Source organism: Ruegeria sp. CDSA089 (genome assembly GCF_059612205.1).
Genome location: NZ_JBXWQD010000003.1, coordinates 322,703 through 336,101, shown reverse-complemented (window position 1 = coordinate 336,101; position 13,399 = coordinate 322,703). Strand labels below are relative to the sequence as shown.

The window sequence follows — 13,399 nt, the reverse complement described above, 5'->3', positions numbered from 1 at the left end:
GGTTCACTGCTCGAGAATAGTAAGCAATTCGGTGATTTTTTCCCTAGCTTCGACACTATCCTGAAGTAAATCCGCCGCCTCGGCCAAAGGCTTGTCAGGTTGCGAAACAGGAGGAGTGATCAGGACCTGTGTCGCCTTGCTAACCAAACCAAATTGCGTTTCTTCCTCTTGATCAATGGCTTCGGGGCGGTCGGCCAGCCAAAAATTGCGGTCAGCCTGCTCCGCCTGCCCTAATGTGCGCGATAGCTCTCCGGCTGTATCGAAATCGCCAAGGGCTTGCATCGCTTGGTGCCTGATACGCAATGCTTCTTCCGAACTGTCCCCTTCCAGTTCAAGCATAGCTTGGTGAGGGCGTTGCGTTTGCAAGGCAGAGCGTGCCCTGATCCGTGCACGCTCTGACCGTTGTACCGTATCTTGGGGTCTGTTCGACAAAGCCAGTGCTGGTCCAGGGAACCCAAGCTTCACCAGACGGTTTGCCAGCGCGACAGCCGTATCGGTGCTCAGGTCCTGCGTATCACCGGATGCAAATTCCAACGCCCGACGTAGAAATGTTATGTCATCCGCCCTCTCCACCAGAATGTGAGAAATCCGGTTCAACGTGGCCAAGCGTTCTTGCCCTGCAGGTATTTCCAAGGCAGCATCAAATGCTAGGTCGAATTCCTGAGTCAGACTTAGGGCCACAGCATGAGCCCGTTTTAACTGTGGCTCGATCTCGGATTTACGAAACTCGTTCGAAAAAGACGCCGCAAGGGCGACTTCTTTGGGTGAAGCGGCGCCTCGATCAACCCATCGGTTTTCGATCAGCCGCGCCAAAGCGAGCGGAGCGTCCAGATTGGGGCCGGAGGATGCAACCACGTCGTTTAGCAACGCCTCAGCTTTTGGAGCGTCACCTTCGGCGGCTGCGACCTTAGCTTTGGCCCGTGTTGTGTCCGAGGCGTTTTGAATTCCCGCCCGGTCAACAGACCGCAATACGCGTCGAGCGGCTTCTAACCGACCTGCATCGACCAAAATTTCGGATAGATCAGGTCCAAATTGCCGTCTTAGATGCGTTGGCAGCCGTGAAAATGATTGCTCTACCCTGTCCAAGTTTGCTTCAGCGGATAATTCCCCGGCCATCAGAACAGCCCAAAGTGCAACGTCACCCCCGCATCGTTGCAAGCCACCAAACGGATTGTCGTCTGCCACATGCCCTGCGTCCAAAAACTGCGCAATTGCTGCAATCCGGTTTACGTCAGCATCGGGATCTTCCACCAATGCCAAAGCCTGCATCGCCTCGGCGCCGAAGCCATAGAATGCGTACAGCTTTGCCAGAGACAACGCTGTGTCCTGATCAACCTGATCGAATTCCTGAAACAAACCTGATCTTAAGGTGGCTATTTGCTGAGGGAAATCGGCTGAGTCACCCCACGTCTCGAACCCCAACTCTGTATCGGATATGCAGGCAGGTTTTTGTTCAAACCCGATCAAATCGGGTCCCAGTAGACCGTTCAATTCATCGAGCACCGTCGATACGCTGATATTCCTTGTCGGGTCTGCTGGCCCTTCCGTGGCACCGTCAAAGATCGACGATCGCGGGCCAACCTGGGCAAGCTCAAGGTCAACGATGCCCCGGTCTGCACCTTGCAATAGACGTTCTGACAGGCGATCCTCAAACCCAAGCAATGGCGTCGGAAGCGCAGGCATTGACAAGACGTTGCGGTTCTGAGCCGCCGCCAGCAGCCCGGTGTCGCGGTTTGCTTGCGGCAAGATGGGCGGAGGAATGTCCGCACCTATCGGTGGCAGGGCCTGCGCAATGGCAATATCGACCACAATCATGGTGTCTTGGTATAAAAACGCCGAAGCCGCGCAGTCACACCCGAATTGCATTTCCAATGGCCCGCCCGGTTCGGTCTGAGAAATGGCGGACAAACGGTTTTGAGACAGCCTGCGGAAGACCGAAGTGGTTTCGAAATGAACATCCTCCAGGGTGACGTTCAGACGTGCACCATGCTTGGTTTGGGTGAGGACCCAGCCGGTGCCAGGCGGCACCTGAATGACCAGCCTGGTGTAGTCCTCATGCTCTCCCGAGCGCACGGTGGCTTCACGCGCAGTGGCACCGTTTGCTGCAAGCAACACTGCAAGAAAAAGACCAAGTCGGATCATGCCGCCGCCTGTTTCAGCTCTTTCAACGCCTCTTCCAGTTCCGAAAAACCAGGGCGGTTATGGGTCGGCGTGTTCTGGCGACCGACTTCAATGCACATCGCGGGGTTGTGGTTGTGCAGATTGGCGACCAGAACCTCTTTGATCAGTTGATAGAAATGGTTGTCTTCCTCAACCACGGCCTTCAGTTTTCCTGCGAATGGCCCGACCAGACCATAGGCCAGGAACACGCCCAGAAAGGTCCCAACCAGAGCCCCCCCGATCAGTTTACCCAGCACCTCGGGTGGCTGGTCGATCGATCCCATGGTCTTGATCACCCCTAAAACCGCAGCCACGATCCCCAGGGCTGGCAAGCCATCCGCAACCGTCTGCAATGCATGGCTGGAATGCATGGCGTGGTGAAAATTCGCCTCCATCCGCTTTTCCAGAACTTCTTCGACCTGATGGGGGTCGTCGTAGTTCATCGAAGCCGACCGCATCGTGTCACAGATCAGATCCACGGCCTCTTTGTCGGATTGAATCTTCGGATAGGCCGAAAACACCGCGGAATTTTCGGGGTCTTCTATATGTTGCTCGACCTCGACCGGGTTGGCTTTGGCGATGCGGATCAGGGAAAACAGAAGGCATAACAGGTCGCGGTAGTCATCGGGTTTCCATTTCGGACCTTTGAACACCTTTCCCATGTCCTTGAGCGTATGCTTCACCGCGCTCATGTCGTTGCTGATCAAAAACGCTCCGACCGCTGCGCCCCCAATCATCATCATTTCGAACGGCAGAGATTTCATGATGATGGTCATCTTGCCGCCAGCGGCCAGATAGCCACCGAACACCATGACGAAGATGACGACAATTCCGACTAGTCCGATCATGAGGGGCCTCCAGCAAACTCAAACGCGGCTTTGGTGAACATGGACGTCATTCCTGTGGCGCGGCAGCGTTGCGCCCCGCCATGATGACGCTGATTGTATAGGCGGTCTCAGGGCTTATCCCCGCCAGCACGCCAGCAGCGGCATCCGCAGGCATCCGTGACAGGAAACCGGCGGCAAAACCTGGATCCATCGTCTCGAACAAGGCGGCTGCGTCTTTGGGTTTCATGCTTTGATACACATCCGTCAGCCGGGTCAGGTCGGTCTCGGCCGCTTTTTCCGCATAGGCCAGCGTTTCGCGCAGGTTCTCTTCGGCCGCTTGCATAGCGACCATTCGGGTTTCGATGGCTTGCTCGGCGATTTCCAACGCCTTTTCCTTGTCGATTGCGGCGGCTTCGCGCTTTTCCAACGCCGCTTCGCGTCGCAGAAGTTCTGTCAACAATTCCTGTGCGCCGAGCTTTTCCATACCTTCTGGCTTGGCTTGCTTGACCGTCGGTTCGGCGTTCTTGGCCAGTGCCGGACCAGCCTCCAACCCGACGCGAATCGCAGCCGATCCGATCATCAGCAAAGAGATCACAGCAAGCACGCCGCCTTTGGGTTTGTTGCTCTGCCTTGTTTTCATGCCGTGGCCTCACGCCTCTTGCGACCATGCCGCATAAACATCGGACCAGCCGTTCGTTTTTCCGCAGGCTCAGGAACGGGTTCCTCCTTTTGCTCGGGCGCTTCCGCAGCTTCAACCTTTGCAACCTCAGGCTCTGGTGGCACCGTAGGCTCGGTCGCGGGCGAGGCTGTATCCTTTGGGGCTTCCTGATCCGGCACGATGTCATGCATCGACGCCATCATCAGCTCCAACCGCTGCGCGACCGTCTCCGCCCGTTGCGTCAATTGCTTCAAGGTGTCCCCGGAGCGGTCCGACGCCGCACGCGCGGACTCCAGCGATTTCTTTAATTCATCCGACTGTGCCGAAAGAACGGCAACGGCCCCGCCAACGCCCTTTTCAAGATCGGTGAATCGCTTGAGGCGTCGAGACAGAACAAAGCAATAGAGACCTGCGCCCAAGGCGCCTGCGACTAGGAAAATATCTGCGATCAGTTCCAACTTCGCCTCCTAATTCAAAACGAATTCCATCACGAGGACATCGCGAACGCGATCCTCGCCAACTACAATACCGATGCGCCGCAGCAGATGCCCGCGAATGCGCACCAGGGCCAACGAATCCTCAAGATCCGAGATTTCAACCGCCCGCAGATACCCGTTCAGCACATCCATGATTCGCGGCTTCATCTTTTCGACATCGCCCAGATAGTTCGAGTTCACCTCAAGCTGACCGTGAAATTTCAGGTGCCGCGAATCGCCCGAGTTCAGCGACAGGATCAGCGGCGGAAGATCGACGAATCCAACGTCAGGCAAGGCTTTTGCAGGCTTTTTTTCCGCCTTTTCAACCGCCTCTTGCGCCTTGGGCATGGCGCCTATTGGCAACAGCCCGGACGTGGTTACAAAATACCCTCCACCCGCGCCGGACAGGGCTAGAATCACACCTAGTATCAATCCCTTTTTCCCAAACTTTTCTGGGGCTTCTGCCTGTTCTGCAGTTGCGTCAGTCATGACGTCCTCATCCATCCGTTCTGCAATCGTCATAACCCGGTAGGGACTAACCGATTATTAAGGGCAATCGGTCAAACAAGGGATGCGCCAAGCAGAATGTCGGCGAGTCGGAGGTGAGCGTGCAGCAGATCGGAACTGTCTGGACAAGTTTGGACAGGCGAAAACAAATCATCGTTGCCGGTGCGGTTATGCTGGTATTTCTTGGGGTCCTTGCGATGTCGCGGCTGATAACGGCACCGTCGATGACCTTGCTTTATGCCGGGCTGGAAAGTGGGGCGGCGGGCGATATCGTTCGGTCACTGGATCAGCGCGGCGTGCCCTTTGAGATTCGGGGCGGCTCGATCTACGTGCCGGGGTCGCAGCGGGATGAGTTGCGCATGACTCTGGCGAGCGAGGGTTTGCCTGCGAATGGAAACCGGGGGTACGAACTGCTGGATACGCTCAGCGGGTTCGGGACCACTTCGCAAATGTTTGACGCCGCTTATTGGCGCGCCAAAGAGGGTGAACTGGCCCGCACGATTGTAGGGGCACCCCATATCAGCCAGGCGCGAGTGCACATCGCCAATGGTTCAACCAATCCATTTCAGCGCAGCGTTGCACCGACTGCCTCGGTTTATCTGGTGTCTTCGGGGGCGGATATCACGTCAGATCAGGCCAAGGCGATCCGGTTTCTGGTCTCATCCGCGGTCAGTGGTCTTGCGCCCGAGAATGTGGCGATCATCGATTCGAACGGGGCTGTGATTGGCGCGCAGAAAAACGCCGTTGCCGCCGATACGGCGGATGACAAGTCGCGGCAATTGCGGGAAAAGGTCCTGCGTTTGGTCGAAGCCCGCGTAGGTACGGGCAATGCCGTTGTAGAAGTCAGCGTAGATACGGTGACGAAAACCGAATCCATTCGCGAGCGTCGCTTTGACCCCAACGGTCGTGTGGCGATCAGCACCGATGTCGAAGAACGTTCAGACAGCGCGCGCAATCAATCCGCCGATGTCACCGTTGCGTCGAACCTGCCGGATGGTGACGGCGCGGGGGGCGACGAGTCGAACTCGAACGCCACCCAGACGCGCGAGCGGGTAAACTACGAGGTGTCCGAGACGGAGCTTGAGGTTCACAACGCCCCCGGCGCGATCAAACGTCTGACTGTGGCCGTACTGGTGAATGGAACGCGCAGTGTGGATGCGACGGGCACGGAAGGTTTTGCCCCCATGCCCGAAACAGAGATGGAGGCCTTGAAGGAATTGGTCGCCTCGGCTGTGGGGTTTGATGCGGAACGCGGCGACGTGATCACGCTGAAATCTATGGACCTGCCGGTTGTTGAACCGCAGGGCACGCTGGCCTCGGCTTCGATCTGGCAGAAGGTGCATTTCGACGCAATGTCGCTGATCCAGATGGCAATTCTGGCGATTGTGTCTCTGATCCTTGGGTTGTTCGTTATCCGGCCTATTTTGACCAAGCCGGTTGTGACCACGGCACTACTACCTACTGGAAGTCTACCCGAACCAGGCTCGGTTTTGACGGGTGAGATTGCGACCGAAGAAGGCGGGCAATTCGCACCGATCGCGGGTCAGGTCGCGGGCGGGAATGTTCCAGCGCTGGCTTCTCAGCCCGGGGCGGACCCGGTAGATCGGCTGCGGGCGATTATTGGCGACAAGCAGGAGGAAACGGTCGAAATCCTGCGCAGCTGGCTTGAAGAAGGCGAGGAAAAGGTCTGATGTCGATCGCCCATTTGCTGGAAGATTTCACGTTGCAGGCTGGCGGTGGAAAGCTGCACTTGCTGGATGAGGACGGGTTGGAGGAACAGCGTCTGGCGGCGTTCGAACAGGGCTATGCCGCCGGTTGGGAAGATGCCGTTCAGGCACAGGAGCAAAACCGAGGCCGGATCTCGACCGAGTTGGCCAAGTCGCTTGAGGACATGTCCTTCACCTATCGTGAGGCGGTAACACGGATGACACTGTCGCTGGAACCGATGTTCAACAGCCTGATGCTCGCGGTCCTGCCCGAAACTTTGGAGCGGGGTTATACCATCCGGCTGGCCGAACAACTGACCGACATGGCTCGCGAACAAATCAATGAGCCGATGCAGGTTTTCGTCCCCGAAGGCCTCGCGGCTGAGGTGAAAGAGATGCTGCCCGAGGGGATGGCCGAGATGGCGCAAGTCATCTCAGACCCGCAGATCAAAACCGGCCAGGCTAGATTGCAGGTCGGTATCTCGCGGCGCGAGGTGGATTGCGGCGGCCTGCTGACGTCGATCCGCGCCGCGTTCGACGCGTATGTATTCGAGGCAAAAGAGGCATTGAGCAATGAGTGATCCCCAAACTCCCAAAAGCAAAAAATCCAACCCGTTTGAATCGGTCCCGATCGAGGTCACGGTCTCGGTCGGCCGCGCCCGCCCACTGATCCGCGATCTGTTGAATATGGGTGAAAATGCGGTGCTGACTTTGGACAAACGGATCGAGGATCCGGTGGATCTTTATGTAGGGGACCAGCTGGTGGCCCGCGGCTTGCTGGAAGAGATGGAAGGCGATCAGGCCGGACAACTGGCCGTGCGCCTGACCGAGATTGCCGATCTGCAAAACGGGATCGGTTGATGCGCGTTCTGCCCTGGATCATCGTGGCGCTGCTGCTGACACCGTCTTTTGCAGAAGCGCAGGATGTGTCCTTGTCGCTGGGTGACGGGGGTTCCATCTCGGCGCGGACGATCCAATTGATCCTGTTGATTACCGTGCTCAGCCTCGCACCGGGGTTGGCGATCATGATCACCTGTTTTCCTTTTCTGATCACCGTGCTGGCCATCTTTCGGCAAGGGATCGGGTTGCAGCAATCACCGCCCAACATGCTGATCGTCAGCCTGGCTTTGTTTCTGACCTATTTCATCATGGAACCTGTTTTCACCGAGGCCTGGACCACTGGCATCCAACCCATGGTCGACGAAACGATGGAGGTCGAGCCCGCTTTGGAACGCGCCCTTCAACCGTTTCGCGCCTTCATGGCCGCGCGGCTGGACCCGGACACGTTCTACGCTATGGCTGCACTGCGCCCCGAAGGCAATGCGGTGGATGTGTCGCCGGATGCGCCGCTGTCGATCCTGATGCCCTCTTTCATGTTGTCCGAGATTGCGCGGGCCTTTCAGATCGGTTTTCTGATCTTCCTGCCCTTTCTGATCATCGACCTCGTGGTAGCTGCGGTGCTGATGTCGATGGGGATGATGATGGTGCCACCTGCAACGGTTTCACTGCCGTTCAAACTGGCTTTTTTTGTCATTGCGGATGGGTGGTCCCTGATCGCGAGCGCTTTGGTGCGAAGCTACATGGGCTGACAGATTACTGCCGCGTGATCGTCAATCGGGCGCGCAGCCCCTGATCTCCGGCCTCGAAATGCAGCCCGCCACCATGCTGGTCAGCCACTGTGGCAGCAATTGTCAGACCCAGGCCAAACCCGTCTGACGAGCCTGTATTTGATCCGCGCTGAAACGGGGCCATCAGGGCCTCGATCTCATGAACGGACAGGTCATTGCCCTTGTCCTCGACCGTGATCGTTGCGGTGTGCGCGTCGGTTTCCAACTGGACCTCGGCGTGGCGGCCATATTTCAGGGCATTGTCGATTAAGTTGGTCAGTGCTCGTTTCAGCGAAATGGGCCGACCCGTTACCAACATGCGCCGGGTTTCCAGCAACGTCCCGTGCCCACGGCGGGACATGAAAACGGACGGAGCACCCTCGACCGCGACCGGATCGACATTCTGAAGCGTCACCGGCAGGTCCATGTCCTGATAATCGGCGACGACAGATTCGACCAAGGATGTCAGAGAAATCTGGCGCGGTTCCTCGACGCTCAGTTCTGAACGCGTATAGGTCAGAACACTTTCGATCATGCCGGTCATCTGGTCCACATCCGCTTCCAGCTTTTCGCGCAGCTCGTCATCGGCGATCAACGCGGCGCGCAGCCGGACGCGGGTTGCGGGGGTGCCAAGATCGTGGCTGACACCCGACAAGACCGTGGCCCGTTGTTCTAGCAAGGCGCGTTCGGCGTCTAGATGGGCGTTCACCGCAGACACGATATCACGCAGCTCGGTCGGCCCGTCAGCGTCATAGCTGTCGGGGCCTCCGCGCCTCCGACGGTCGCGCAGGGCATGGGCAAACCGGGTGAATGTATCGGACACGTTGCCGACCGAGGTCAGAATGACCGCCAGCGCCACGATGCCCAGCAATATCGCAGGCAGGCGCAGATCGGTTGGCGCCGCGCCACAGCCCCAGATCCCGGTGCCATCCACGCGGTACCACGGCCCGCGTCCGAATTGCGCAATCAGGATCGGTTCGCTGCAATAGGTGGCCAGCAGCCGGGTCAGGTTACCCATCTTTTCAGGCCCGGTCTGATCACTGCGCGAGACGATATCTGACACCGGATAGACCAGACGATCGGACAGGATCGCCAGCGTCAATTCACGCCCGTTGAGCGGCGCTGAACTGTCGGTCAGGATCGAAAGGTTGGTCAGGAACCGACGGCCCGAAGACCCAGGCAATTGCTGGAACTCTCCCTTGTCGGCCAGGACGGCATCCGCCGGTGACAAGGGCGTAATGGACAGCGGGGCTGCTGGGGCCATTCCTGTGCGCAGGTCTTCGTAAACGGTAAACCCTGCGACGAAGGATTGCGTCAGGAACTGATTCCAGGCGCGGGCCGAAGCAAACCACAGGCTGGCCGATACCAGCCCTGTTGCGAACGCTGAGATCACCCAAAACCAGCCTAGATTGCGCAGGCGCAGTGTCATTCCTCTTGCACCGACACGTCAGCGGCAAAAACATAGCCGACGCCGCGTTCGGTGCGCAGCATCTGCGGGTCCTTCGGGTTGACTTCGATCTTTGACCGCAGCCGCCCCACCAGCATGTCGATGGCGCGGCCCTGCGCCTCGGGCTTGTCGGTGCCGCCGGTGACATCCAGCGCGGCGACGATCTCATCCCTTGTCAGGGGGATATGCGGATTGGCCAGCAAAACCTTGAGCAACGCCGTCTCACGTTGTGACAGCGCCACCAAATAGCCTTCGGGCGAGTGCACCTCATCGCGCTTGCCGTCATAGAGCCAGCCGTCAAAGCGGAAGCTGTGGATGCGACGGCGGTAGGCAAGCGACGATGACCGGCGCGCCCGTTGCATCACCGCCCGCACGCGAGCGAGCAGAAGCTGCGGGTTGAAAGGCTTGGCGATATAGTCATCGGCCCCGACCTCATACCCCGCCATGCGCTGATGGTCGGCTGAGAGGGCCGAGACCAGAATGATCGGCACATCCTGTTCGGCGCGCAGGCGGGCGCAGATCTCGACGCCATTTTCATCGCCCAGCATCACGTCCAGCAAGATCAGGTCAATGCGGCCCGCCCCCAGATGTCCACGGATTTCGGATTCCGATCGGGCGGGCAAGGCGATGAACCCGTTTTGCTGCATGAACTGAGTCATCATCGAACGCATCTCTGGGTCGTCATCCACCACCAACAGTCGCGGAATGCTCATGATGTCTGTCCTCCCCGGTTGTGGCCCCTCTGACATCGTCAATTGTAACGAACGGAAACAGATTCAATGTCAACGTAACACGCTGTAACAGAAGCGGTGAAAAATTGGTCTGACGCACGGGTTTGGCGCGGATTCCAAGTTGCCAGACGGCCCGTGCGCCCCAGTATGGCCGACATCGCTGCTGCGGCAGCCTCTTAGGTTCTCAGGGAGGAGACAAGAAATGAAACGTTTTGCATTTGCCACCGTATCGACGCTGGCTGTTGTGGCCGGATCGTCGGTGTTGGCGGGCCCCCAGGCCGAAGTTCTGCATTGGTGGACATCGGGTGGTGAGGCCAAGTCAGTTGCCGTCCTGCAAGAGGAATTCGCGGCCAATGGTGGCAGCTGGACCGATATGCCCGTTGCTGGCGGTGGCGGTGATGCCGCGATGACCGCGCTGCGCGCCCGTGTTCTGTCGGGCAACGCGCCGACGGCGGTTCAGCTAAAAGGCCCCGCCATTCAGGAATGGTATGAAGAGGGCGTGCTGGCCGATATCTCATCTGTGGCCGAGGCCGAAGGCTGGGCCGACGTTCTGCCCGCCTCGATCGCGGGCCATATGAAATGCGAGGGCACGTGGTGCGCTGCGCCGGTGAACGTACACCGCGTTGACTGGATCTGGGCAAACGCCGACGTTCTGGCCGCAAATGGCATCGAGATGCCGACCACGTGGGACGAATTCAACGCTGCCGCGGATAAGCTGCAAGCCGCAGGTGTGATCCCTCTGGCCCATGGTGGTCAGGCATGGCAGGACGCGACCGTTTTTGAAACCGTGGTACTGGGCATTGGCGGTCCCGAGTTCTTCCAGAAAGCGCTGGTTGATCTGGACCCTGAGGCGCTGACCTCGGACACGATGGTGCAGGTGTTCGACCAGATGCGCACAATGCGCGGCTACGTGGACGAGAACTTCTCGGGCCGCGACTGGAACCTGGCCACCGCGATGGTCATGAACGGTGAGGCGGCGTTCCAGATCATGGGTGATTGGGCCAAGGGCGAGTTCCTGGCGGCGGGCAAAAAACCCGGCGAGGATTTCCTGTGCGCCTCGACCCCCGGTGATGGCTATCTGTACAATGTCGACAGCTTTGCAATGTTCGATGTGGACGGAGATGACAAGAAAGCCGGTCAGGACCTGCTGGCCAAGCTGATCGTTGCGCCGAACTTCCAGAAAGTGTTCAACCTGAACAAAGGCTCGATCCCGGCACGGACTGACGTGGCACTGGATGACTTTGACATCTGCGCCAACTTGTCGGCCGAAGATATGGGTTCGACCTCGGACGCAGGCTCGCTGCTGCCGTCTTATGCCCACGGCATGGCGCTGCGCGGGTCGCAGTCTGGCGCAATTACCGATGTTGTGACTGCGCATTTCAACTCGGATATGTCGTCGGCTGACGCGGTTCAGCAATTGGCGGCGGCAGTGGCCAACAGCTACTGATCCAAATCGCTCTGCCCCCTATACTGACGGGGCAGAGCATCTTTCCCCGGAGGAAATCATGTCCGAATGGCTGGAAAACCACCTGCCCAAGGTGGTGCTGGCACCGTCGTTCATTGCCGTATTGATCTTTGTCTACGGCTTTATCGGATGGACGGCTTGGGTGTCGCTAACCCGATCGAAACTGTTGCCGAAATACGAGATCAAAGGCTTCATTCAATATGAACGCCTGTTTGACTCGCCCCGTTGGGATACGGCGATCAACAACCTCTATATCTTTGGTGCGCTGTTCATCGTGATCGCGATGGTGCTGGGCCTGCTGCTGGCCATTCTGCTGGATCAGAAGATCCGCGTCGAAGGGGCCATCCGCACGATCTATCTGTACCCGATGGCGCTGTCGATGATCGTGACCGGTACCGCGTGGAAGTGGATACTGAACCCCGGTCTGGGGATCGAATCCATGGTGCAGGGCTGGGGCTTTACCAATTTCGAGTTCGACTGGCTGGTAAACCCGGACTACGCCATCTACACCATCGTGATGGCCGCGATCTGGCAAAGCTCGGGCTTCGTCATGGCGCTGTTTCTCGCTGGCCTGCGCTCGGTCGATGGTGAGATCATCAAGGCAGCCCAAGTCGATGGTATCCCAACATGGCGCATCTACACGGCGATCATCATCCCGTCGATGGCCCCGATCTTCCTGTCGGCCTTCATCGTGCTGGCCCACCTCGCGATTAAAAGCTTTGACCTTGTCATCGCCCTGACAGGTGGCGGTCCCGGATACGCAACCGATCTGCCAGCCACATACATGTACGCAATGGCGTTTTCGCGCGGCGATATTGGTCAGGCGGCGTCGTCCGCGATGATCATGATGCTGGTCGTCTTTGCCATCGTCGTTCCCTATCTTTACTCAGAGCTGAGGGCGAAAAATGACTGATCTGTCGATGCCCCAATCCCAAACCGAACCCCGTAGCCAAAGTGCCGTTGGCAAGATTGTCCTGCGTTGGTTGCTGTACGTCCTGCTGGGCCTTTTTGCGCTGTACTACCTGATGCCGCTGTTTGTGATGTTGACCACATCGTTGAAAAGCCTTGAGGAAATCCGCACCGGCAGCCTGATTTCCTTACCACGCGAAGTCAGCTTTGATGCCTGGAAAACCGCATGGTCCGGTGCCTGTACCGGCATTCAGTGCGAGGGCCTGCGCCCCTATTTCTGGAACTCGGTCCTCATCGCGGTGCCTGCGGTGGCGATCTCGACCCTGCTAGGTGCGCTGAACGGCTATGTCGTGGCGCAGTGGCGGTTCAAAGGCGCGAACATCATTTTCTCGCTGATGCTGTTTGGCTGCTTCATCCCGTTTCAGGTGGTTTTGCTGCCGATGGCGCGCCTGTTGGGCATGATGGGGATCGCCGGGACCATTCCGGGCCTGATCTTTGTCCATGTGATCTACGGGTTGGGCTTCACCACGCTGTTTTTCCGTAACTACTATGTCACCATCCCGTCCGAGCTGACCAAGGCCGCACGCGTTGATGGGGCCGGGTTCCTGCGGATCTTCTGGTCGATCTTCCTGCCGCTGTCGCTGCCGATCATCGTTGTGACCGTGATCTGGCAGTTCACGCAGATCTGGAACGACTTCCTGTTCGGCGTGTCGTTCAGCCAGGCGGGTACGCAACCCGTGACAGTGGCGCTCAATAACATCGTAAACTCCACCACCGGCGTCAAAGAATACAACGTCGACATGGCCGCCGCGATCATCGCGGGGCTACCGACGCTGCTCGTCTATGTCGTTGCCGGTAAGTATTTCATACGCGGCCTGACCGCTGGTTCTGTGAAGGGATAAGACC

Annotated in this window: 14 protein-coding genes; 7 read left to right on the top strand and 7 right to left on the bottom strand. The window is 58.3% G+C overall.

The window, feature by feature from the left end; translation table 11 throughout:
• Positions 1–3: 3 nt before the first annotated feature.
• From AC2FJ6_RS10580 to AC2FJ6_RS10560, 5 genes are read right to left on the bottom strand one after another with little or no spacing between them, the layout of a single operon-like run.
• Positions 4–2,142: a tetratricopeptide repeat protein gene (locus tag AC2FJ6_RS10580; RefSeq protein ID WP_496668940.1), complete on the bottom strand. Its 2,139-nt coding sequence runs from the start codon at positions 2,140–2,142 to the stop codon at positions 4–6.
• Positions 2,139–3,008 carry a flagellar motor stator protein MotA gene (motA, locus tag AC2FJ6_RS10575; protein ID WP_170772900.1) on the bottom strand — a complete coding sequence of 290 codons (870 nt, stop codon included), beginning with the start codon at positions 3,006–3,008 and terminating at the stop codon, positions 2,139–2,141. Before motA ends, AC2FJ6_RS10580 begins: the two co-directional genes overlap by 4 nt.
• 46 nt (positions 3,009–3,054) lie before the next feature.
• Positions 3,055–3,627: a MotE family protein gene (locus AC2FJ6_RS10570; RefSeq protein ID WP_170772898.1), complete on the bottom strand. Its 573-nt coding sequence runs from the start codon at positions 3,625–3,627 to the stop codon at positions 3,055–3,057.
• Positions 3,624–4,103, bottom strand: a complete 480-nt coding sequence (locus AC2FJ6_RS10565) for a hypothetical protein (RefSeq protein WP_170772897.1) — start codon at positions 4,101–4,103, stop codon at positions 3,624–3,626. Before AC2FJ6_RS10565 ends, AC2FJ6_RS10570 begins: the two co-directional genes overlap by 4 nt.
• 9 nt (positions 4,104–4,112) lie before the next feature.
• Positions 4,113–4,610, bottom strand: coding sequence for a flagellar basal body-associated FliL family protein (locus AC2FJ6_RS10560; RefSeq protein ID WP_237217408.1), 498 nt, complete (start codon positions 4,608–4,610; stop codon positions 4,113–4,115).
• A 119-nt stretch (positions 4,611–4,729) separates the two neighbouring features.
• Here AC2FJ6_RS10560 and fliF point away from each other — a divergent pair, with 119 nt between their 5' ends.
• The 4 genes from fliF to fliP are packed head-to-tail and all read left to right on the top strand — an operon-like array spanning position 4,730 to position 7,923.
• Positions 4,730–6,319, top strand: a complete 1,590-nt coding sequence (gene fliF / locus AC2FJ6_RS10555; RefSeq protein WP_496668938.1) for a flagellar basal-body MS-ring/collar protein FliF — start codon at positions 4,730–4,732, stop codon at positions 6,317–6,319.
• Positions 6,319–6,915 carry a FliH/SctL family protein gene (locus AC2FJ6_RS10550; protein WP_170772892.1) on the top strand — a complete coding sequence of 199 codons (597 nt, stop codon included), beginning with the start codon at positions 6,319–6,321 and terminating at the stop codon, positions 6,913–6,915. The genes fliF and AC2FJ6_RS10550 overlap by 1 nt, the downstream gene beginning before the upstream one ends.
• Positions 6,908–7,195: a FliM/FliN family flagellar motor switch protein gene (locus tag AC2FJ6_RS10545; protein ID WP_170772890.1), complete on the top strand. Its 288-nt coding sequence runs from the start codon at positions 6,908–6,910 to the stop codon at positions 7,193–7,195. The genes AC2FJ6_RS10550 and AC2FJ6_RS10545 overlap by 8 nt, the downstream gene beginning before the upstream one ends.
• Positions 7,195–7,923 (top strand): flagellar type III secretion system pore protein FliP, encoded by a 729-nt coding sequence (fliP, locus tag AC2FJ6_RS10540; protein ID WP_170772888.1) that lies wholly within the window; start codon positions 7,195–7,197, stop codon positions 7,921–7,923. Before AC2FJ6_RS10545 ends, fliP begins: the two co-directional genes overlap by 1 nt.
• A 4-nt stretch (positions 7,924–7,927) precedes the next feature.
• On the opposite strand, the gene AC2FJ6_RS10535 is transcribed toward fliP, so the two are convergent.
• Both AC2FJ6_RS10535 and AC2FJ6_RS10530 read right to left on the bottom strand, forming a co-directional pair.
• On the bottom strand, positions 7,928–9,370 hold the full coding sequence (locus tag AC2FJ6_RS10535; RefSeq protein ID WP_170772886.1) for a sensor histidine kinase: 1,443 nt from the start codon (positions 9,368–9,370) through the stop codon (positions 7,928–7,930).
• Positions 9,367–10,101, bottom strand: a complete 735-nt coding sequence (locus AC2FJ6_RS10530; protein WP_170772884.1) for a response regulator transcription factor — start codon at positions 10,099–10,101, stop codon at positions 9,367–9,369. Before AC2FJ6_RS10530 ends, AC2FJ6_RS10535 begins: the two co-directional genes overlap by 4 nt.
• Before the next feature lie 220 nt (positions 10,102–10,321).
• Between AC2FJ6_RS10530 and AC2FJ6_RS10525 the strand changes: the two genes are divergently transcribed.
• From AC2FJ6_RS10525 to AC2FJ6_RS10515, 3 genes are read left to right on the top strand one after another with little or no spacing between them, the layout of a single operon-like run.
• On the top strand, positions 10,322–11,566 hold the full coding sequence (locus tag AC2FJ6_RS10525; RefSeq protein ID WP_170355923.1) for an ABC transporter substrate-binding protein: 1,245 nt from the start codon (positions 10,322–10,324) through the stop codon (positions 11,564–11,566).
• A 58-nt stretch (positions 11,567–11,624) separates the two neighbouring features.
• On the top strand, positions 11,625–12,497 hold the full coding sequence (locus AC2FJ6_RS10520) for a carbohydrate ABC transporter permease (RefSeq protein WP_170387762.1): 873 nt from the start codon (positions 11,625–11,627) through the stop codon (positions 12,495–12,497).
• The gene (locus AC2FJ6_RS10515) at positions 12,490–13,395 is read left to right on the top strand and encodes a carbohydrate ABC transporter permease (RefSeq protein WP_170772882.1); all 906 of its coding nucleotides are present in this window, start codon (positions 12,490–12,492) and stop codon (positions 13,393–13,395) included. Before AC2FJ6_RS10520 ends, AC2FJ6_RS10515 begins: the two co-directional genes overlap by 8 nt.
• Positions 13,396–13,399: the final 4 nt, after the last annotated feature.

Coding starts and splice junctions, on each gene's coding strand:
- AC2FJ6_RS10580 (WP_496668940.1), bottom strand. CDS start 2,142: ATGATCCGACTTGGTCTTTTTCTTGCAGTGTTGCTTGCAGCAAACGGT.
- motA (WP_170772900.1), bottom strand. CDS start 3,008: ATGATCGGACTAGTCGGAATTGTCGTCATCTTCGTCATGGTGTTCGGT.
- AC2FJ6_RS10570 (WP_170772898.1), bottom strand. CDS start 3,627: ATGAAAACAAGGCAGAGCAACAAACCCAAAGGCGGCGTGCTTGCTGTG.
- AC2FJ6_RS10560 (WP_237217408.1), bottom strand. CDS start 4,610: ATGACTGACGCAACTGCAGAACAGGCAGAAGCCCCAGAAAAGTTTGGG.
- AC2FJ6_RS10550 (WP_170772892.1), top strand. CDS start 6,319: ATGTCGATCGCCCATTTGCTGGAAGATTTCACGTTGCAGGCTGGCGGT.
- AC2FJ6_RS10545 (WP_170772890.1), top strand. CDS start 6,908: ATGAGTGATCCCCAAACTCCCAAAAGCAAAAAATCCAACCCGTTTGAA.
- fliP (WP_170772888.1), top strand. CDS start 7,195: ATGCGCGTTCTGCCCTGGATCATCGTGGCGCTGCTGCTGACACCGTCT.
- AC2FJ6_RS10535 (WP_170772886.1), bottom strand. CDS start 9,370: ATGACACTGCGCCTGCGCAATCTAGGCTGGTTTTGGGTGATCTCAGCG.
- AC2FJ6_RS10530 (WP_170772884.1), bottom strand. CDS start 10,101: ATGAGCATTCCGCGACTGTTGGTGGTGGATGACGACCCAGAGATGCGT.
- AC2FJ6_RS10525 (WP_170355923.1), top strand. CDS start 10,322: ATGAAACGTTTTGCATTTGCCACCGTATCGACGCTGGCTGTTGTGGCC.
- AC2FJ6_RS10520 (WP_170387762.1), top strand. CDS start 11,625: ATGTCCGAATGGCTGGAAAACCACCTGCCCAAGGTGGTGCTGGCACCG.
- AC2FJ6_RS10515 (WP_170772882.1), top strand. CDS start 12,490: ATGACTGATCTGTCGATGCCCCAATCCCAAACCGAACCCCGTAGCCAA.